The organism is Catenulispora rubra (genome assembly GCF_015356825.1).
Classification (GTDB): Bacteria; Actinomycetota; Actinomycetes; order Streptomycetales; family Catenulisporaceae; genus Catenulispora; species Catenulispora rubra.
On sequence record NZ_JAACYW010000213.1, the window covers coordinates 1 to 20005 of the forward strand.

19 protein-coding genes are annotated in these 20005 nt (G+C 70.8%); 8 read left to right on the forward strand and 11 right to left on the reverse strand.

What is annotated here, in order from left to right:
- Window positions 1–331 precede the first annotated feature (331 nt).
- A complete protein-coding gene (locus tag GWK61_RS38735) occupies window positions 332–1402 on the reverse strand; it encodes a mannose-1-phosphate guanylyltransferase (RefSeq protein ID WP_194916704.1) in 1071 nt (356 codons plus the stop codon).
- A gap of 166 nt (window positions 1403–1568) precedes the next feature.
- Window positions 1569–1913 (reverse strand): DUF952 domain-containing protein, encoded by a 345-nt coding sequence (locus GWK61_RS38740; RefSeq protein ID WP_194916688.1) that lies wholly within the window; start codon window positions 1911–1913, stop codon window positions 1569–1571.
- A gap of 193 nt (window positions 1914–2106) precedes the next feature.
- Between GWK61_RS38740 and GWK61_RS38745 the strand changes: the two genes are divergently transcribed.
- From GWK61_RS38745 to GWK61_RS38755, 3 genes are all read left to right on the forward strand, one after another.
- Entirely contained in the window at window positions 2107–3294 is a 1188-nt protein-coding gene (locus tag GWK61_RS38745; protein WP_194916689.1) for a sensor histidine kinase, read from the forward strand.
- Window positions 3295–3308: 14 nt separating this feature from the next.
- Window positions 3309–4079, forward strand: a complete 771-nt coding sequence (locus tag GWK61_RS38750; protein ID WP_194916705.1) for a response regulator — start codon at window positions 3309–3311, stop codon at window positions 4077–4079.
- Between the two features lie 89 nt (window positions 4080–4168).
- On the forward strand, window positions 4169–5059 hold the full coding sequence (locus GWK61_RS38755) for a YwqG family protein (protein WP_194916690.1): 891 nt from the start codon (window positions 4169–4171) through the stop codon (window positions 5057–5059).
- 562 nt (window positions 5060–5621) lie between these two features.
- Here the strand turns inward: GWK61_RS38755 and GWK61_RS38760 are convergent.
- Window positions 5622–6965, reverse strand: a complete 1344-nt coding sequence (locus GWK61_RS38760; RefSeq protein ID WP_194916691.1) for a DUF2254 domain-containing protein — start codon at window positions 6963–6965, stop codon at window positions 5622–5624.
- Window positions 6966–7120: 155 nt separating this feature from the next.
- Here GWK61_RS38760 and GWK61_RS38765 point away from each other — a divergent pair, with 155 nt between their 5' ends.
- Together GWK61_RS38765 and GWK61_RS38770 are read left to right on the forward strand one after the other, a co-directional pair.
- Window positions 7121–9505 (forward strand): FdhF/YdeP family oxidoreductase, encoded by a 2385-nt coding sequence (locus GWK61_RS38765; RefSeq protein ID WP_323747949.1) that lies wholly within the window; start codon window positions 7121–7123, stop codon window positions 9503–9505.
- A 111-nt stretch (window positions 9506–9616) separates the two neighbouring features.
- Window positions 9617–10792: a baeRF3 domain-containing protein gene (locus GWK61_RS38770; protein WP_194916693.1), complete on the forward strand. Its 1176-nt coding sequence runs from the start codon at window positions 9617–9619 to the stop codon at window positions 10790–10792.
- 105 nt (window positions 10793–10897) lie between these two features.
- Here GWK61_RS38770 and GWK61_RS38775 read toward each other — a convergent pair whose 3' ends face one another.
- Window positions 10898–11593 (reverse strand): type 1 glutamine amidotransferase domain-containing protein, encoded by a 696-nt coding sequence (locus tag GWK61_RS38775; RefSeq protein ID WP_194916694.1) that lies wholly within the window; start codon window positions 11591–11593, stop codon window positions 10898–10900.
- A 109-nt stretch (window positions 11594–11702) separates the two neighbouring features.
- Window positions 11703–12734: a glycosyl hydrolase family 18 protein gene (locus GWK61_RS38780; protein ID WP_194916695.1), complete on the reverse strand. Its 1032-nt coding sequence runs from the start codon at window positions 12732–12734 to the stop codon at window positions 11703–11705.
- A 254-nt stretch (window positions 12735–12988) separates the two neighbouring features.
- On the opposite strand from GWK61_RS38780, the gene GWK61_RS38785 reads away from it, so the two are divergent.
- Together GWK61_RS38785 and GWK61_RS38790 are read left to right on the forward strand one after the other, a co-directional pair.
- A complete protein-coding gene (locus GWK61_RS38785; protein WP_194916706.1) occupies window positions 12989–13234 on the forward strand; it encodes a Smr/MutS family protein in 246 nt (81 codons plus the stop codon).
- A gap of 58 nt (window positions 13235–13292) precedes the next feature.
- Window positions 13293–13994 (forward strand): class I SAM-dependent methyltransferase, encoded by a 702-nt coding sequence (locus tag GWK61_RS38790; RefSeq protein ID WP_194916696.1) that lies wholly within the window; start codon window positions 13293–13295, stop codon window positions 13992–13994.
- Window positions 13995–14042: 48 nt separating this feature from the next.
- Here GWK61_RS38790 and GWK61_RS38795 read toward each other — a convergent pair whose 3' ends face one another.
- From GWK61_RS38795 to GWK61_RS38815, 5 genes are all read right to left on the reverse strand, one after another.
- Window positions 14043–14378 (reverse strand): hypothetical protein, encoded by a 336-nt coding sequence (locus GWK61_RS38795; RefSeq protein WP_194916697.1) that lies wholly within the window; start codon window positions 14376–14378, stop codon window positions 14043–14045.
- Window positions 14379–14772: 394 nt separating this feature from the next.
- Window positions 14773–16401, reverse strand: coding sequence for an MFS transporter (locus tag GWK61_RS38800; RefSeq protein ID WP_194916698.1), 1629 nt, complete (start codon window positions 16399–16401; stop codon window positions 14773–14775).
- A 108-nt stretch (window positions 16402–16509) separates the two neighbouring features.
- Window positions 16510–17748: an RNA polymerase sigma factor gene (locus GWK61_RS38805; RefSeq protein WP_194916699.1), complete on the reverse strand. Its 1239-nt coding sequence runs from the start codon at window positions 17746–17748 to the stop codon at window positions 16510–16512.
- A 1-nt stretch (window position 17749) separates the two neighbouring features.
- On the reverse strand, window positions 17750–18097 hold the full coding sequence (locus GWK61_RS38810; protein WP_194916700.1) for a YciI family protein: 348 nt from the start codon (window positions 18095–18097) through the stop codon (window positions 17750–17752).
- 10 nt (window positions 18098–18107) lie between these two features.
- Window positions 18108–18704: a dihydrofolate reductase family protein gene (locus GWK61_RS38815; protein ID WP_194916701.1), complete on the reverse strand. Its 597-nt coding sequence runs from the start codon at window positions 18702–18704 to the stop codon at window positions 18108–18110.
- Between the two features lie 109 nt (window positions 18705–18813).
- Here GWK61_RS38815 and GWK61_RS38820 point away from each other — a divergent pair, with 109 nt between their 5' ends.
- On the forward strand, window positions 18814–19284 hold the full coding sequence (locus tag GWK61_RS38820) for a GNAT family N-acetyltransferase (RefSeq protein WP_194916702.1): 471 nt from the start codon (window positions 18814–18816) through the stop codon (window positions 19282–19284).
- Window positions 19285–19305: 21 nt separating this feature from the next.
- On the opposite strand, the gene GWK61_RS38825 is transcribed toward GWK61_RS38820, so the two are convergent.
- Window positions 19306–19803 (reverse strand): GNAT family N-acetyltransferase, encoded by a 498-nt coding sequence (locus GWK61_RS38825; protein WP_194916703.1) that lies wholly within the window; start codon window positions 19801–19803, stop codon window positions 19306–19308.
- Window positions 19804–20005 lie beyond the last annotated feature (202 nt).

The following is a 20005-nucleotide window of genomic DNA, read 5'->3' on the forward strand; positions in this document are numbered from 1 at the left end:
CAGTAGCATGATGGGTCGAGGTCTTTCAGCATGCGTTCGAGGACGCGGAACTCGCCGTCTGTGTGCGCGACGCCTGCAGGCCGGCGTGGAGGCGACGAATTCCCCGTAGGCGTGCCGGCGCGCCTGTCCACGGGCGCCGGTGCGATCCGCGGCATCGTGAAGGAACCCGGCATGGTCGAGCCGCTCGGCAACACGCTGAACGACAACCTGATCCGGGCCCTGTTGCGCAACGCGACGCTGGTGCCGGAGGACCTGTACGTGCTCGGCGAGAACGTCTGACGGCGAACCGGGGCCGTGCTCGGCGAGAACGTCTGAGCCTGAGGCCCCGCGCTCACACGTGCGCCGCGTACCCGTCCGCCTTGAGCCCGTCCACGACCTGCTTCACCTCGTGCGCGCGATCCCGAGGACACACCAGCAGCGCGTCCTCGGTGTCCACGACCACGACGTCGCGCAGCCCCACCACCGCGACCACGCGCCCGGTCGTGGACACCACCACCGAGTCCTCGACCCCGCGCAGCGTCGCGAACGCGTCGTCGGTCAGCACCACGTTCCCGTCGGCGTCCCCGTCCAGCGACTCGCCGAGCGAGTGGAAGTCCCCGATGTCGCTCCACGGGAAGTCGGCCGGGACGGTCACCACCTTCCCGGCCGCCGCGGCACCCTCCATCACCCCGTAGTCCACCGAGATCCGCTCCAGGTCGTCCCAGACGGCGCCGAACACGGTCTCGTAGTCCGGCCCGTCCCAGGCCTCGATGATGGCGGCGATCCCGGCGTGCAGCTGGGGCCGCTGCCGCGCCAACTCCGCCAGGAAAGCCCGAACCTGGAACACGAACATGCCCGCGTTCCACAGATACTCGCCAGAAGCCAGATATGCCGCGGCGACGTCCGCCGAAGGCTTCTCCCGGAACTCTGCGATCCGATGCACCCCGGGCGAGATCTCCTCGGCCCGGTGCAGATACCCGAACCCGGTCTCCGCGCGCGTCGGCCGGATCCCGACGGTCACCAGCGCCCCGGTCCCGGCGGCGTCGGCGGCCAGCCGGATCAGCTCCTCGAACCGTTCCTGCCGCCCTATCAGATGGTCTGCCGAGTACACGGCCACCACCGCCGCCGGGTCCCGGCGCGCGATCACCGCCGCCGCCAACGCGATGGCCGCCAGCGAATCCCGCGGCGCCGGCTCGACCAGGATGTTCTCCTCGGGCACCTGCGGCAGCTGACGCGCCACGGCCGCGGCGTGCGCGACGCCGGTCACCACGTACACCTGGTCCGGATGCGACAGCGCGGAGACGCGGGCCGCGGTGGCCTGCAGCAGCGTCTGGTCGGTACCGCCGAGGCGGTGCAAAAACTTCGGGTTCGCGGCCCGCGACAGGGGCCACAAACGGGTTCCGCTACCACCGGCCAGGATCATCGAGTACACGCGGTGACACCTTCCTGGGAGAGGGACGGACCGAGTCCTCACCCGGTCCTTTCCCTCATCTGCCGATCGCCGCACCCCGCACGGCCCGCGCCACCGTCGGCATGGCGGGATCAGGTTGCTGAGACCGCGCGGCCCGCCCCCGCGTGCGCCCGGTATCTCAGCCCTCGAACACGTACTGTCCGTCGGCATCCCGTCGCAGCTCAGCCGTGCCGGTGACGGCGTCGACGTTCAACGGCCCGTAGATGTGCGGGAACGGCGCGTCGGCGCCCGGCACCGGGTCGTAACGCAGCGGCGCAGTCAGCTTCTCCGGGTCGATGACCAGCACCAGCAGGCCCTCGGCGTCGGCGTAGAAGGCGTTCGCCACGCCGGCGACCTGGGCCGCCGTGGAGGCGTGGATGTAGCCCTGCTGCTCGACCGTCTTTCCGCGCGTCGAGATGTGGTAGTGCCCCGCCGCGACGGCGTCGGCCCAGTCGGTGCGGAAGGCGATGTGGTAGATCGTCATGCCCCAGTCTCGCCCTGCGACCCGGTGCCGTCACAAATCGCGCCGGCGGTTGCAGTGGCGGGAAACCGTTGTCCGGCGCCTTTGGCATCAGGGCACTGTCGGCGAAGCCGGCACGCGGCGCTGGCGGACCGGTCGCTCGGACTAGTCCTGGCGACCGATGTGCCGGAGGACCGGTGATCGCTAGCCTGGCGGTGTGGACGCTCCTCCTTGGCTGGTCAACCGGCTCCGACATCTCGCCCGGCGGCGCACGCCGACCGGGTGGTTCGACGCGTTCGCGGTCGGCGGGATGCTGGTGCTCACCTGGCTGGTGTTCGACACGATGCGGTCCGGCGCGCATCCGTTGCTGGTCGGCCCCGGGACGGTGGACTTCCCGGCCGCGCAGCGGCTGGAGCTCGCGCTGGTGTCGGCCGCGCCGGTGGTGATGTGCCGGCGGCGTCCGGTGACCGCGCTGGCCGCGATGCTGGGCGGGGCGGCGTGCCTGACGGCGCTCGGCGAGGGCAGCGCGCTGTCGCTGATCGGGGCCAGCGCGCTGGTCACCGTGGTCGCGGCCAGCCGGCCGCGGTGGATCGGGCTGGCCGCGGCGATCGCGACGTTCGCGGCCTGGACGCTGCTGGAGTTCGCCACCAAGCCCGGCGACCCGACCCCGTACGGCCGGCTCAGCAACGCCGTCCTGCTGCTGGCCGTGGCGTTCATCGGCGGCGTGCTGGTCCGCGAGCGGCGCGAGCACGGCCGGGCGCTGCGCGAGCAGGTCGCGACCAGCGCGGTGACCGCCGAGCGGCTGCGGATAGCCCGCGAGCTGCACGACATGGTGGCGCACAGCATCGGCATCGTCGCGATCCAGGCCGGCGCGGCCAAGCGCTGTATCAGCACGCAGCCGGTGCTGGCCGCCGAGGCGCTGGACGTCATCGAGACCACCAGCCGGGAGACCCTGACCGGGCTGCGGCACATGCTGGTCGCGCTGCGCAGGGCCGAGAACGACCAGGACAGCGTCGCGCCGATGCCGGGGCTGGACAGCCTTCCGGCGCTGGCCGACAACGCGGCGAGGGCCGGGGTCGCGGTGCGGGTGCGGTTCGACGGCGCGCGCAGGGAGCTGCCGGCGGAGGTGGACCTGTCGGCCTACCGGATCGTGCAGGAGTCGGTGACGAACGTGGTGCGGCATGCGGGCACCCGGCAGTGCTCGGTGGCGATAGCGTTCCGGCCGCGGGAGGTGGTGATCGAAGTGCTCGACGACGGTCGCGGCGGGCACGCCGACGCCCCGCGCGCCGGCGGCGGGTTCGGACTGGCCGGGATGCGGGAGCGGGTGTCGCTGCTGCACGGGTCGTTCGACGCCGGGCCGCGCCCCGAGGGCGGGTTCCGAGTGGCAGCACGGATCCCGGCATGAACGGCGTGGCTGGCATGAGCGGCGTAGGCGGGATCAGCGGCGTGAGCGGCACGCCGCCGATCAGGGTCCTGCTGGCCGACGACCAGCCGCTGATCCGGGCCGGTCTGGTGATGGTGATCACCGACGCCCCGGACATCGAGGTGGCCGGGCAGGCCGGCACCGGCGCCGAGGCCCTGCGGCAGGTCCACGACCTGCGCCCGGACGTGGTGGTGATGGACATCCGGATGCCGGGCCTGGACGGGATCGAGGCCACCCGTCGGATCAAGGCCGAGGCGCCGGCGACCAAGGTGCTGATGCTGACCACGTTCGACGACGACGAGAACGTGTATGGCTCGCTGCGGGCCGGGGCGAGCGGGTTCCTGCTCAAGGACATGGCGCTGGACGACATCCTGGCCGCGGTGCGGGTCGTCGCGGCCGGGGACGCGCTGATCGCGCCGAGCGTCACGCGCAGACTCATCGCCGACTTCACCGATCAGGGCTTCGCCGCGGACCGGACTCAACGCGCTGAGCGGGACCAGCGGGATCGCGTGAGCGGCGACGTACGCGGCCGGGCCGATCCTCGTAGCAGGGACGAAGCACGCGGCAGGCTAGTCGGCGTCACAGAGCGCGAACACGAAGTGCTGACCCTGGTCGCGCGCGGCCTGGCCAACAGCGAGATCGCCGCCGAGCTGGTGATCAGCCTGGCCACGGCGAAGACCCACGTGGCGAACCTGCTGACCAAGTTGGACGCCCGGGACCGGATCCAGCTGGTGATCCTCGCCTACGAGACCGGGATCATGAGCTGAGTGTGGCCGGGGACAGAACTCTTAGGCGCCCTGCACAAACATGCCGCAACGGCTTGTCGCGCGAGCGGACACCTGAAAGCATTCCGCGCATGGAGATCAGTGAATCACCGCTGGCCGAGGCCGGCCGGCGTTTCTTCAGCCCGGAGAACGCCAAGAAGTGGATCGAGCTGCTGCGCCCGGGCTTTCACCTGCGCGAGCAGAACGAGGGCGAGCCGCTGGTCGGCTACCTCGGCGGGGAGCCCCTGCTGCCGGCGGACGTGCCGTGGCCGGAGTGGGAGGGGCACGGGCCGCTGTCGTTCGTCGCGGCGGTGGACTGCGGTGAGATCCCGGTGCAGGAGCTGGACATCCCGGTGCCGAGCGACGGGATGCTGTTGTTCTTCTACTTCAACGGCGTCGGCGACGACGCGGTGCAGTACCTGGACCCGGACACCATCACCGGCGGCACGCGCGTCGTCTTCGTGCCCGAAGGCACCGAGAACGTGGCCCAGCGGCCCGCGCCGGAGGGCCTGGAGGCGTTCCCGCGGATCATGCTGACCGGCGAGCTGATAGCGACCGCGCCGGACAACGAGAACGCGGCGCTGGTCGCGGCGTTCGGCGAGGCGGGCGAGGACCCGGCCGCCGACGACGACTACACCGAGTACCCGACGGTCGGCGACGCCGACGGCGACGGCTTCTACGACGCCCTCACCTCGTTCCGCCGCGACCACTCCCCGCACCACCGCGTCGGCGGCTACGCCCTGCCCAAGGCCGGCTCGGTCACCAAGGAGGCCTCGCACGCCGTGGCCCCCGGCGACGACGACGCGGCCAAGGAGCGCCGCCGCGAGCTCCTCGACGAGCTGGTGATGCTGCTGCAGGTCGACAGCGACGGCCGCGCCGCGATGGAGTGGGGCGACACCGGGCGCCTGTACTGGCTCATCCGGCGCGAGGACCTGGCTGCCCGCGACTTCGCCAAGGCCACGTTCACCTGGCAGAGCGAGTAGTGACCTGACCGGGGGCGGACCTTCGCAGCTCCCGGAGTCGGCGGGGCCGCGGTTGTCGTCGCGGCTCTCGTCGCAGCGCCCGGAGTCGGCCGCCGTTGCCGACTCGGCTGCCTGGGCTGCGCGAGCCTGCGGTTCCTGATCGCCGCGATCACCCAGCGCCCTGGCCGAACCGCTGGACCTGGCGGCGCCGTCCGAGACCGGGCGGCGCCGCGCGCTGGCTGCTCGGTACTCGCTGCTGTGCCGGAGGCAGGTATGTGCCCAGATACCCGCGCCGCCACCTCGCAGCCCGGCGCCTTGCCCACACCGTTTGGTCTTGACCGCAGCCGTGCCGGAGGCAGGTGTACGCCCAGCTACCCACACCGCCGCCTCACCGCCGGGTACCTCGCCCACACCGTTTGGTCTTTACCGCGGCCGTGCCGGTGCCCAGCTAGCCTCGCCACCGCCTCGCAGCCGGGCGCCTTGCCCTCACTGTTTGGCGCTGCTTGGTGCTGGTCTTGGTGTCTGTTTGTCTCATGGGGCCAGTTATCTCTCTCCCACCGCAGCGCGCCACCCCCGAAAGGCGCTAGTCCCCCGCGTCCCGCGCCAGCCGCTCGTGCAGCGCCACCAGCGCGTCGTACACGGTCACCACGTCTGCCAGGTCCCGCGGCTCCGGGATCGAGGCCTCCGCCGAGACCTTGATCATGTCCGCCTGCTCCAGCAGCACGGCGTACTGCTCCGCGCGCGGCGCCTGCGCCATGATCTCCTTCAGTGCCTGCAACTCCCGGATCATCACCGAGGGCATCCCGCGGCTGTTCTGCCGCACCTTCTCGAACCCGCGGCGTACCAGCCGGTCGTAGGAGGCCTGCGTCCGGATCAGGCGCACGTGCCCGGCCCGGTCGCGGTGCACCACCTGCGGATGCCAGCGCAGTGCCACCTGGCGCAGGCAGTCGCCGATCCAGTCGATGCAGCTCAGCGCCGTGAAAGGGTCGTTCACCGCCGAGGACAGGGCCCGGACGGCGATCTCCACCAGCTGGTCGATCCCGAACGAGATGTCCTGCGACAGCGACCGGTGCGGACCGGACAGGTGCGCCATCCGCAGCGCCTCCTTCACACGCGGGGCGGCCTCCGGGGGCGTGACCGTCGCCAGAAGGCGGCCGGCGACGATGAAGTGCCCCGGCCGGTACAGCAGGTGGATCACCGCGTCGGCCTCGGTGGCGATGCGGACCAGCTTGGCGTGCGAGACGTACTGCAGGTACCCGCTCTCCGAGGCGGTGACCACGCCGTGCTCGGCGTCCATCGCCGCCAGGATCTCCTGCGGCGAGGGCCCCAGCCGCCGGCCGCCGGGCGGCGGTGCGGCCTCCTCGTCGATGGCGCGCACCACGTCGGCGGCGATGGAGGCGATGACGTACGGCAGCTGGATCTGCACCGCGATGTGGTGGATGAAGTAGATCAGGACCCCGACGTCCAGCAGCGAGAGCACCAGCACGGTGCTGATCGAGGCGTGCGGCACGAAGTCGCCGTGCTTGCCCGGCCCGATCGAGATCAGCACCAGGATCGCGAAGGTGAACGTCCCGACGAACGTCCCCAGCGTCCACTGCGTCCCCCGGTCCCGCAGGAAGTTCCGCAGCATCCGGGGCCCGAGCTGGGTGGAGGCCAGCGTCAGCGCCACCAGGATCACCGAGAACACCACGCCCACCACCGTGATGTACGCGGCGGCCAGCGCGGTCAGGATCTGCCGGGAGGCATCGGCGGTCCCGCTGATCACCCACGACGGCAGCTTGATCGACCCGTTGTACGCCGCCCGGTCCAGCAGATACCCGGCCCCGAACAGCAGCACCGCCGCCCCGACCTCCAGCGTCGGCACCCACCACAAGCTCGTGCGCAGCGCCTCCCGGCGCCAGCCGGGCCGCAGCTGGACGTGCCTCATGGTGAGGATGTCCCCGAGGCGCGGATCCGGACGCGCGCAATAGGCCGTCCGGGTGGCCGAGCGCCGGCCGGTTCCGGCATGCGACCCGCGCGCCGCGGGCCTAGGGTGGCGGACGATCCCGGATGCGCCCTGCCGACCGGTGGAAGGTGGTCGCCGTGAACCCCTCCGAAGACGCCGACAAGCAGGGCCGCGATGCCCGAAACGCCGACGCCCCGCCGAGCTCGCACCCCTACCACCACCCCTCCGCCGGCTGGGGCGCCGCCAAAAGCGTCACGCACGTACTCCTGGAGCAGGGCGAACTCCGCGAGGGCACGCGCGCCATCCTGAAGATGAACCACGAGAACGGTGGCTTCGACTGCCCCGGCTGCGCCTGGCCGGACTCCATCAAGGGTATCCATCTCGACATCTGCGAGAACGGGATCAAGCACGTCACCTGGGAGATGACCCGCAAGCGCGCCGGCCGCGAGTTCTTCGCCGCGCACACCGTCTCCGAGCTCGACCAGTGGACCGACTTCGCCCTCGAAGACCAGGGCCGCCTCACCGAGCCCATGGTCTACGACGCCGAGACCGACCACTACGTGCCGATCGGCTGGAAGGACGCCTTCGAGCTGATCGGCAGCACCCTGCGAGCCCTGGACGACCCGAACCAGGCCGCGTTCTACACCTCCGGCCGCCTCGGCAACGAGGCCACGTTCCTGTACCAGCTGCTCGCCCGCGAGCTGGGCACCAACAACCTCCCGGACTGCTCCAACATGTGCCACGAGGCCAGCGGCCGGGCCCTGACCGCGGCGCTGGGCACCGGCAAGGGCACCTGCGACCTGAAGGACTGGGAGAGCACCGACGCGCTGTTCGTCCTGGGCGTCAACGCCGCCTCCAACGCCCCGCGTATGCTGACCTCGCTGGCCGAGGCCTACCGCCGCGGCGCGCAGATCGTGCACATCAACCCGCTGGTCGAGGCGGCGGCGACGCGCACGATCGTGCCGCACGAGTTCGTGCAGATGGCACTGAACAAGGCCACGAAGACCAGCACCCTGAACATCCAGCCGCGCATCGGCGGCGACATGGCCCTGATCCGCGGCATGGCCAAGGCCGTCCTGGAGTGGTCGAAGAAGGACCCGAAGGCGCTGGACCAGGAATTCATCGACCGCCACACGCAAGGGTTCGCCGAATACCGCGCGCTGGTCGAGGCCACCTCCTGGGACGAGATCGAGCGGCAGTCGGCGGTCACCCGCCAGGACGTCCGCAAGGCCGCGCAGGTCTACCGGGACGCCGACCGCAGCGTCATCAGCTGGTGCCTGGGCATCACACAACACGAGCACGGCGTCGACACCATCCGCGAGATCGTCAACCTCCTGCTGCTGCGCGGCAACATCGGCCGCGAGGGCGCCGGGCCGTCCCCGGTGCGCGGGCACAGCAACGTGCAGGGCAACCGCACCTGCGGCATCGACCACCGGCCCAAGCCGGAGTTCCTGGACCGGCTGGCCGAGGTGTGCCAGATCGATCCGCCCCGGGAGTTCGGCAAGGACACGGTCACCACGATCGAGGCCATGCACCGCGGCGAGGTGAAGGTGTTCTGCGGCATGGGAGGCAACTTCGCCCTCGCCGCCCCGGACACCCGCTACACCTACGACGCGCTGCGCGAGTGCGAGCTGACGTTCCACGTCAGCACCAAGCTGAACCGCAGCCACCTGGTGCACGGCCGCAAGGCCCTGATCCTGCCGTGCCTGGGCCGCACCGAGAAGGACCACCAGCGCGGCGGCGTGCAGCACCTGTCGGTCGAGGACTCGATGAGCATGGTGCACCTCTCGGTCGGGATGAAGAAGCCGGCCTCGCCGTACCTGCTGTCGGAGCCGGCGATCATCGCCGGCATCGCCAAGGCCGCGCTGCCGGAGACCAAGACGCCGTGGGACTGGTACGTCGAGGACTACGACCGCATCCGCGACACCATGGCCAAGGTGCTGGACGGCTTCGAGGACTTCAACCGGCGCGTCCGGCTCCCGCTCGGCTTCCGGATCAAGCAGCCGGCGCGCGAGCTGGTGTTCCTGACGCCCTCGGGCAAGGCCGAGTTCTCCGCCGCCGCGCTGCCCGACGCGGTCCCGGCGCCCGGCACGCTCCTGCTGGGCACGATGCGCTCGCACGACCAGTGGAACACCACCATCTACAGCGACGACGACCGCTACCGCGGGATCAAGAACTTGCGGACGCTGGTGTTCATGAACAAGGAGGACATGCGGGACCGCGGCGTCGCGCAGTTCGAGCCGGTGGACATCACGGCGACCTCCAAGGACGGCTCGAAGCGCACGCTGCGCGGCTTCCTGGCCGTCGAGTACGCGATTCCGCGGGGGTGCGCGGCCGGGTACATGCCGGAGATGAACGTGCTGGTCGGGATCAAGGACTACAGCGCGCAGAGCGACCAGCCGCTGATGAAGAACCTGAAGGTGCGGATCGAGCGGTCGAGGCGTGGCGACGCGGCCGCATCCGGAGAGTCTTCGAACACGGTGACGACACGCGCACCGGAGGCCACGGTCGCGGCACAATAGGGAATGTGCGGCGACCGGACTGTGAGGCTGGTCGCCGCATGACCACACGTATGACCACACGAATGGATTCGACCGCAGGTCACCGCCGACAACCAGCGCGACAGTGGCCAGGTGGACATCTCCGAACTGACGCCCGAAACCCTGGTCACGCTGCGCGCCTCGCGTCCCTATCCGGCGGTCACCATGGTCATGCCGGTCGACCCGAAGGCGCCCTTCAGCGAGAAGGACCGCATCCTGCTGCGCGGCCTGTGCACCGAGGCGCAGCGGCAGCTGGCCGAGGACCCGGACGTCGAGCGGGACGTGCGGCTGGCGCTGCGCGACGGCAAGCTCTCGCCGGAGGCCATCACCGAGCTCGTCGATCCCGGGGTGCCCGCCGGTGAGCTGGTCGTCTACCTCAGTGCGGCGGAGCCGACGCGGGTCTGGCAGGTGCCGACCGACGCCGAGGTGCTGCCGCGGGTGGAGTTCGCCGACCGGTACCTGACGCGTTATCTGGCCGCCGCCGAGCAGCGGTCGTGGCCGTACCTGGTGCTGGTGCTGGACCTGGAGATGTGCCGGCTCTACCGGGGCGCGGCCTCGCGGCTGCGGGAGGTGAAGGAGCACGGCTTCCCCGACGCGCCGGCGATCCCGTCGCCGGAGGACGCGGTGCCGGGGCCGATCCCGCGCGCGCAGCCGTACGAGGCGCACGAGGAGTACGTCAAGCAGTACTTGCGCACCGTCGACAAGAACCTCGGCCGGGCCTTGAAGGCGCACAACGGCCTGCCGCTGTTCGTCATCGGCGGCGACAAGACCCTCGCGGCGTTCCTGGAGCTCACCATCTACCGCGACCTGGTCGCCGGTACCCTCCCGCTGACCGGCATGGACAAGGACACCCCGGCCGACCTGGCCAGGCGGGTCGCGCCGACGATCGAGGCGTACCGGACCGAGCAGGTCGGGCGCGCGGTGGGCGAGCTGGGCGACGCCCGGTCGCAGAACAAGTACGTCGGCGGCCCGGCGGAGGTGTGGACGGCCGTCGCCGACAAGCGCGTCTACCGCCTGCTGGTCGAGGAGGGCCTGCTGATCGCCGGCAGGACCGGCGGCGACGGCCGCGAGCTGACGACCGTGCCCTTCCCCGAGCCGGTCACACTGCCGCAGCCGAAGGAGGACTTCGAGCCGCCGGAGCCCGGCGTGGCCACCGACATCGTCGAGCAGCTGGTCGAGAACGCGGTGGAGGGCGGCGCGCTGGTGGTGTTCGTGCCGGACGGGACGCTGGCCGACGCGGCGGGGGTGGCGGCGGTGCTGCGGTACTGAATGAACCCGGCCAGGAGCCGGCTCAGTACATCGACTTCAGTACATCGACACCGATGTACCTTGACGTGGAGGTACCTCGGTGTCGATGTACTGCGATTCGGGCGACTACTTCCCCAGCGCCTCCAGCATGTCCGCGGCGATCTGTGCCGAAGACTGCGGGTTCTGCCCCGTGTGCAGGTTCCGGTCGGTCTCGGTGTGCGGCTGGAACGCCGGTCCCTCGACGAAGTCGGCGCCGCGCTCGACCAGCTCGTCCTCCAGCAGGTAGCGCATGTTGTCGGCGAGGCCGCCGCGGCGCTCCTCCTCGTCGGTGAAGGCGGTGAGGCGGTAGCCGGCGATGGTCGGGGTGCCGTCGTCGCGGCGTGCGGCGAGCAGGGCGGCGGGGCCGTGGCAGACGGCGCCGACCGGTTTGCCGGAGGCCAGGGCCTCGGTGAGCAGGCGGCCGGCTATCTCGTCGGTGGCCAGGTCCTCCAGCGGGGCGTGGCCGCCGGGGACGAAGACCGCCTCGTAGCCGTCGAGTTCGACGTCGTCCAGGACCAGCGGGGCGCGCAGGTCCGGGAGGTGGTCCAGTTCGGCGCCGTCGTGGGCGCTCAGGCTGCGCGGGTCCGGCTGCGGGACCAGGCCGACCGGGGTGGCGAACTTGACGTCGAACCCGGCCTCGGTGAACGCCTTGTACGGCACGAGCAGTTCCTCGGCCCAGAAGCCGGTGGTGTGCAGGGTGGCGTCCTTCATCGTCAGCTGGTGCGCGGCGCTGACGATGAACAGGACCCGGGGGCGGCCCGCGGCCGGGGGTTGTTCGGACATATGCCCAGGCTCGCAGGCGGGGCGCCGCGGGCAATCCCACGGCGCCGTCCGCGTGACTCGTGACTCGTGGCTCGCGACTCGCGACCGGCGATTCGCCCCTCGCGCGCCGCTACCGCTTCGTGAACGCCTCGAACGTGTTGCTGAACTGCCACGTGTTCTGCGCGACGCCCGAGCAGCCGTCGCTGCCGGCGGTCCCGACGCAGCCGCCGTTGTCGCGCTCCAGGGCCCAGAACGAGAGCTCCGCGAGCCCCTTCCTCGCGGCCCACTTCTCGATGGCGACGGCGTCGGCGGGGGTGGTGACCTCCGGCGGCCCGAAGTCGTCGATGCCGATCATCTCGGTGACGCCGAGGTGGTGGTAGAGCTCGGAGTCGGACTCGTGCGGATACACCGCGCGCAGCTGCTGCACCACCGCGGCGGCGGCCGTGGCGGTGTCGGCGGCCATCTCATGCGGCTGGTTGTCGTAGTAGTCGAACGTCATGATGTTGACGATGTCGATCCGCGCGTGGTTCGCGACCGCGTTCTGGATCACGTTCACGCCGGTCGGCACGTTCAGCCCGGTCATGTTGGTCCCGACGGTGTAGACGAACTGCACGCGCCGCCCGGTCCGCTCGGCCCAGTCCTCGACGATCTTGATCGCCTTGTTCCGCCGGTCCACGCCGGCCGCGTTGGACTCGGAGAAGTCCTCGACGTCGAAGTCCAGCCGCGTGACGCCGTAGGTGGTGACCACGGACTCGTAGTCCTGCGCGATCTTGTTCACGTCGGTGCAGCTGTCCGCGATCTCCTCCTGGCCGTGGTCCGCGGCGTACCCGCCGAAGGAGGGCACGACGTCGCCGCCGGCCTGGCGGATCTTCGCGATGTCCGCGCCGTAGTGCGACCAGGCGATCGGCGTCGCGGAGTTCCCGTTCCAGTCGATGTCGCAGGAGCCCGGCGCCGGGGTCTGGATGAACGCCAGCGTCAGGTACTTGTTGCCGGAGGCGGCGGCCAGCGCGGCCGGGCTGTCGGTGGTGTAGCCCTCGAAGTAGGGGGCGAAGATGTGCTTCGGCAGCTGGCGGCAGTCGGCCGACGCCGTGGCGCCGGACAGCGACGCGGCGGTCGCCAGCGCGACCACGGCGGTCACCAGGGTGGTTCGGGTGCGCTTCACGGGCCCTCCCGGCCTTTTTGTCCTACCGGTCGCACCGGTGGTCCGTACCGGCTTCTTGTCAGTAAGGATTACTAACTGATGCCGGACAGTAGGGGTCGGAAGCGCGCAGGTCAAGGCCCTGGTTCAAGATCGAGTTCAGGGTTGCGCCACCCCGACCTTCGACCTCAGGTCGAGGGTTCGGCGTTCAAGCTCAGGCTCAGGTTTCTCCGCCGTCCGGCGGAGCGGACCGGCGATGGTCGTATGGTGGGACCGTGATGGAGACCCTGGACCTGCACGGCGTCTTCCGCGACGACCGCGCCATCTACCGGACCGTCCAGCAGGCCCTGTTCCGCTGCTCCGCGACCGGCGTCGACGTCCTGGAGATCATCCCGGGCCGCGGCTCGGGCACGCTGAAGCGGCGGGTCATGGCGTTCCTCGGACAGCAGCAACTCCGGCGGCTCTACGCCCGGGTCGAGGAGGACCCCGGCAACGCGGGGCGGATTCTGGTGCACTTCCGGTAACCGCGGTTGTTACACGACAACCCGAACCGTTCCTCGATCAAAAATCGTCTGACCTGATGTGACGGACTCCCGGAACCACGACTACTGGAACCACAACGTCGCGCACCACGCCCGCATCGTGCGCGCGATGCCGCCGCATTGCCGCTCGGCGCTGGACGTCGGCTGCGGCGACGGCCTGCTCGCGCAGAAGCTGGCCGCGCGCGCCACGTGGGTCGTGGCCCTGGACGCCTCGCCGGAGATGGCCGTCCAGGCCCGCCGCCGCACCGCGGGCCTGGACGTCGAGGTCGTCGAGGCCGACTTCCTGGCCGCCGTCCGCGACGGCGTCCTCCCCCGCCACTCCTTCAGCTTCGTCACCTCGGTCGCCGCACTCCACCACATGGACCCCGAACCCGCCCTACAGGCCATGGCCTCGCTTCTGGAGCCCGGCAGCCGCCTGGCGGTGGCCGGCCTGGCGATGAGCCGGTCGGCACTGGACTGGCTGATCGCGGCGGCGCAGCTCCCGGTGGTGCACGGCATCCGCCTCGCGCACGGCGGCAAGTCGGGCCCGGACGGCATGCCGGTGAGCTTCGACGCCATCCCATCGTGGGCCCAGTCGAAGCAGACGGCGCTGGAGGCGCTGCCCGGGGCACGCTGGCACCGGACGTTGCAACTGCGGTACCTGATCGAGTGGACGGCGCCGGGGCGGGCGCCGATCGGGTTGCGGCAGGCGCCTGCTGCCAGGACTGCTCATACCGCAGGTGAACCTCCGGCCATGCACTGACCTCGACGCCGCCGTGACTGCGTGAGCAGTGTCCGGGGAGTGTCAGGTTCAGCCGGGCACAACCGTGCCTGTCTGGCTCAGCCGCCCCTCGCTGATCTGACCGTTGCTCACCAGGTAGAAGCCGTCGTAGACCTTCGTCGAGCCGTCGTTCTGCAGCGCTTCGAGGTGCACGTCGACGGTGTTGCCCTGCTGCCCGGTGATGGTCAGCGAGTCGTGTGCCGTGCCGGCGAAGCCTGCCGCGAACGCACTGTAGGTGAAGCCGAGGTTGTCGCCTCCCAGCTTCCAGGCCGTGGCGTAGTCCTGCGCGTTGATCGCCGCGTAGAAGGCCGAGACCACCGCTGCCGGATCCTGCGCTGTCGGTGTCGGCGTCGGAGCTGGCGTCACTGTAATCGTGGTCGTGGATGTCGACGGGGGTGCCTGCGTCGAGGTATGCGTGGTCGTCGAGGCCGTCGAAGTCGGCGTAGGCGAAGCGCTCGGCTGAGCAGTCGGAGGGGTCGTCGCCGAAGCACACCCTCCGGCAGCGCACCCCACCGCCACCAGCAGTGCGATGGCCCGGGCTCGCATAGCGTCGCCGCCTCTTGTCGTCTCTCTCCATCCTCCGCCTGCCTGCGGCCGTTCGCACCCTGGCGTTGCTACCTGTCAGGGCGTCAACCAGATCGGCGCCGCCATCACCGCGCTCGCACTGGGCATCAGCTTCACGCTGCGCCCACGAGCCGCGGCGACGACGGCGCCGTAGATCAGTGGATCAGTGGATCAGTTCACCTGAAAAACAGGCTGCTTACGTAGTCGCCTCCGCAGCCCCCTGCGTCGGTCCGCCCTCGGGTACCTCGACGGCATCAACCGCCGCGACAGCCTCCGGCGCCACACCGCCCTTGAGCCCGACGAACGCCACGATCGCGGCCGCCGCCATGATCCCGGCCATCGCGTAGAAGATCGTCGCGGTCGACTGCGCGAAGGCCACCTTGTAGAAGTGCGGGATCTGCGACAGGTCCGGCGCACCGTTGCCCGACGAGCCACTGCCCGAACCACTGCCCGAAGACCCGCTGCTCTGCATCTGCGCCAGCCCGGCCGCCAGATGGTCGGCGACCCCGCGCGGCGTACCCTGCGCCACCAGCTGGTTGGCGACGTTCGTCCGCATCCGCGACACCAGCGTCGTCCCCAGCACCGCCAGCCCGAGGCTCGCCGCGTAGTTCCGGATCGTCTGCGTGATGCCGGTGGCCTCCCCGTAGGAGTAGCGCCCGGCCTGGTTCACCGCGTCGGTGCTGGCCGGCGAGAGCATGAAGCCCATCCCGGCGCCGGCCAGGACGATGAACCACTGCTGCTTGCCGAAGTCGAGCGTGGTGACCTTCTGGGCCCACAGGAAGAAGCCCACGGCGGCCAGCACGCAGCCCATGGTGACCGGCCGCTTGGCGCCGACCCGGTCGAGCATGCGGCCGCCGATCTGGGTGGCGATGGCGAAGCCGATGAAGAAGTAGAGCAGGAACACGCCGGCGTCCTTGGCCTGCTTGCCGAGCGAGATCTGCGCGTACTCGCTGGAGAACAGGAACAGCGGCACGAACACCAGCATCGAGATGCCCAGGACCAGGTTCTCGACCAGGAACGTCCGGTTGCGGAAGATGTCCATGTCGATCAGCGGCGAGTCGGTGCCGCGCTGGACCCGGTAGAACACGAGCAACAGGACCAGGCCGGCGGCGATGCAGATCCCGATCGCCGGGTTGCTCCAGCCCCACAGCGGGGCCTGCTGGAAGCCGAAGACGCCGAGTACGATGCCGCCGGTGATCAGCGCCAGCCCGCGGTAGTCCATCTTGGCCGGGCGGAAGTCGGTGACCGGCTTGGACAGCGCGATCAGCAGGATCGCCACGGCCGCGACCGGCAGGTTGACCCAGAAGATCGCGCGCCAGGTCCACTGCGTGAGGAAGCCGCCCATGATCGGGCCGATCGCGGTCAGCGCGCCGGAGATGCCGAAGAAGGTGGCCAGGGCCTTGCCGCGCTCGCGGACCTCGTAGGTCTGTACGACGATGGCCAGCGCCGCCGGGAACATGATCGCGCCGCCCAGCCCCTGCAGCGCGCGGAAGGTGATGAGCCAGGCCTCGGCCAGCGAGCCCTTGGGCGTCGCGCCGCACATCGCCGAGGCGGCGGCGAAGACGATGACGCCGATCGTCACCATCCGGCGGTGGCCCAGCGTGTCGGCCAGCCGGCCGCCGAAGGCGAACAGCGAGGCCAGGGCCAGCAGGTAGGCGTTGACAGCCCACTGCACGCCGGTGGCGGACAGCCCCAGCTTCGTCTGGATCTCCGGCACCGCGATGGACACGATCGTCTGGTCGATGAACGTCATGGCGACCGCGAAGATCATCGCCGCCAGGACCAGATTCTTCGATCTCCCGTGGACTGGTACGGCTTCGGACATAATCCCCTCCCCTGTGGACCACTGATGACATGCCCGAACGTCGATTTCCGCCACTGATATGTCCCCCGGGCGGGCAACCGCGACGCCATCATGGTGCACAGCCGCCGGTCACGCCAAGAGCGCGTCCCGCCGGGACAGCAGGAAGGCCCGTTCGCTGGCGTTGCCGGCCCGCTCGGCGGCGAGGTCGTATTCGGCGGCGGCCTCGGCCGGGCGGCCGGATCGGCGCAGCAGATCGGCGCGGACCGCGTGGTAGGGCCCGTATTCGGCCAGCGGTTCGGCGAGGTCGTCGACGACGTCCAGAGCTGCGGCGACGCTGTCCGCCTCGGCCAGCGCGACGGCGCGGTTGAGGGCGACGACCGGGGTCGGCTCGACGGCCAGGAGGGTGTCGTAGAGGGCGAGGATCTGGCCCCAGTCGGTGTGCTCGGCGTCGGGCGCGTCGCTGTGCACTGCGTTGATCGCGGCCTGGAGCTGGTAGGGGCCGGGCCGGCCGCGCCGCAGACAGGCGCGGACGAGGTCTTGGCCCTCCGCGATCAGGTCCCGGTCCCACCGCGCGCGGTCCTGGTCGGCCAGCAGGACCAGTTCGCCGTCGGGGCCGACGCGCGCCGGGCGGCGGGCCTCGGTGAGCAGGAGCAGCGCGAGCAGGCCGGCGGCCTCAGGCTCGTCCGGCATCAGCTCGGTGAGCAGCCGGGCCAGGCGGATCGCCTCGGCGCACAGGTCGGCGCGGACCAGGTTCTCGCCGGAGGTGGCCGAGTGGCCCTCGGTGAAGATCAGGTAGACGACGGCTAGGACGGCGCGCAGCCGGTCCGGCAGCTCGGCCTCCGATGGGATGCGGTACGGGATGCGCGCGGCGCGGATCTTGCCCTTGGCGCGCACCAGGCGCTGGGACATGGTCTGCTCGCTGACCAGGAAGGCGCGGGCGATCTCGGCGGTGGTCAGGCCGCCGAGCAGGCGCAGGGTCAGGGCCACCCGGGCCGGGGCGGACAGGGCGGGGTGGCAGCAGGTGAAGATGAGGCGAAGGCGGTCGTCGCGCACCGGGTCCTCCGGTTCGGCGTCGGTTTCGCGGGTGGCAGTGTGCAGGAGCGCGGCCTGGGCGTAGTGGTCGGCGCGGCGGGCCTCGCGGCGGAGGCGGTCGATGGCGCGGTTGCGGGCCGTGGTGATGATCCAGGCGGCCGGGGATGCGGGAAGGCCGTCTTCGGGCCAGCGTTGCAGGGCGGTGGCGAAAGCTTCCTGGACCGCTTCCTCGGCGAGGTCGATGTCGCCGAGGGCACGGACCAGGACGGCCACCGCTCGGCCGTATTCGGCGCGGAAGACCGCTTCGATGCGGGTCTTACCGGAGCTTTCAGTCACGTCAGCCCTGGAACGGCCGGACTTCGACCGGCAGCCCGACCGCTCGCGTCAGCTTCGCCGCCCAGCCCAGCGCCGCGTCCAGGTCGGGAGCGTCGATGATCTTGATGCCGCCGAGGTGCTCCTTGCTGTCGACGAACGGCCCGTCGGTGATCATGACCTCGCTCGCGCCGGCACCGGGCCGGAGCACGGTCGCCGTGCTCGCCGCGTGCAGTCCCCCGTCGAACACCCACGAGCCGACCGCCCGAAGCTCGACGTTGAGTGCTTCGAGGTCGCGGTTGATCTCGGCGAGGCGTTCGTCGGAGGGCCGCGGGCCGTCGGGCTGGTAGATGGAGAGCAGGTAGCGGGTCATGGTCGCCTCCTCAGGCTTCGTAGGTCGGTTCGTAGGTCGCGATGATCACGCCGGTTCCGGTGGGGACGGAGTCGACGAGCCGCATCCGGCCCAGCTCCGCGCCCTCGAACAGCCGCAGACCGGTGCCCAGGACCAGCGGATGGATCAGCAGGACGTACCGGTCGACCAGGCCCGCGGCGGCCAGGGTGCGGACCAGCTGGCGGCTGCCGAGGACCGCGATGGCGCCGTCGACGGTGTCGCGCAGCTCGGCGACCGCCTTCGGGACGTCGCCGGCGCCGGGCACCAGGGTCGAGTTCACCCACGGCAGAGGTTCGGTGAGCGTGCCGGACACCACGTACTTCTGCACCTTGTTCAGCTTCTCGGTGAACGGGTTGCCGTCGGTCTGCTGGGGCCAGTGCGCGGCCAGGGCCTCGTAAGTGCGGCGCCCGAACAGCATCACGCCCGGCCGCGCCATGCCCTTGGCCATCTCCGCACCCATGATCTGGTCAGCGTAGGGGGCGGCCCAGCCTCCGTGCGGGAAGCCGCCGCGCGGGTCTTCGTCGGCGCGGCCCGGGGCCTGCATGACGCCGTCGAGGGTGAGGCTCTCGGTGACCACGATTTCGGCCATGACGTTCTCCTTCGTGCTTCGGGTGGATCGTTCTCACCCTCTACACGAACGGGGATGCCGGAAACAGACACGGCGCCGCGAAGACATCGCGGGCGGTTAGGCTGACGCCATGATCCGCCCCGCCGCCCCCGCCGACGTCCCGACCATCCGCGCGCTGATCGCCGCGCTCGCCGACTACGAGCGCGAGCCGGAAGCCGCCAAGGCGACCGATGAGCAGCTGCACGCGGCGCTGTTCGCCGAGCACCCGGCGGTGTTCGGGCTGATCGCCGAGGACGACGCCGGGACGCCGGTCGGCTTCGCGCTGTACTTCCTGAACTTCTCCACGTGGAACGGCACCCACGGCATCTACCTGGAGGACCTGTTCGTGCTTCCCGAGGTGCGCGGCGGCGGGTACGGCAGCGCGCTGCTGCGCGAGCTGGCGCGGATCGCAGTGGAGCGCGGGTACGGCCGGGTGGAGTGGAGCGTGCTGGACTGGAACGAGCCGTCGATCGGGTTCTACAAGGCGCTCGGGGCGGTGCCGATGGACGAGTGGACCACGATGCGGCTGACCGGGGACGCGCTGATGGCTTTCGGGTCCTGAGCGACACCGGTTCGAGGTCGGCTAGCCTCGCAAATCCTTGGCCATGATCGCGCACACCGTCTCGTAGCGCTGGATCGTGCCGTCGGGCGCCTCCTCGTCCCAGGAATCGGGGCGGACGTCGAACACGGCGTAGCCCAGCCGCTCGTAGAGCGCCCGCGCCCGCGGATTCTCCTGCTCGACGCCGAGCTCGGCACGGAACAGGCCGCGCCGGCGGATGCGGTCCTCGGCGGCCTCGATCAGGGCGGTGCCCAGGCCGCAGGACTGGAGCGCGGGCATCGTCGCGAGCTGGTGGATCGAGCCGGCGCCGGGAGCCAGCTCGTAGTCGATGCCGCCGATCGCGAGCGGGAGGTCGGACTTGGCGGCGCACACCGCGAGGTAGTCCGCCATCCCGGCCGACGCGCGGTCCAATTCGTTCTCCACGACGAGCAGATGCAGCGCGGAGCCGGACCAGGCGATGTGCGGGAGATCCGCGTGCTTCAGGTCCCGGACATGGATGGGCAGCTTCACTTCGCCAGACATTCCGGCAGTTCATCACACCGCGCGGCGCGGCGCCCACCGATTAGCGCAGGGTGGCGCGGCCGGATCCACCTGTCGCGTCAGCAGATGACCGAGGAAGCGGCACGCCGTGAGGAGGAGCGCCGCAAGGCTGCGCAGGAGCGCGCAGTACAGATGGCAGAGCTCTCCGCCGCCGAGCGCCGCCGCGCCGAGGCCGAAGCCGAAC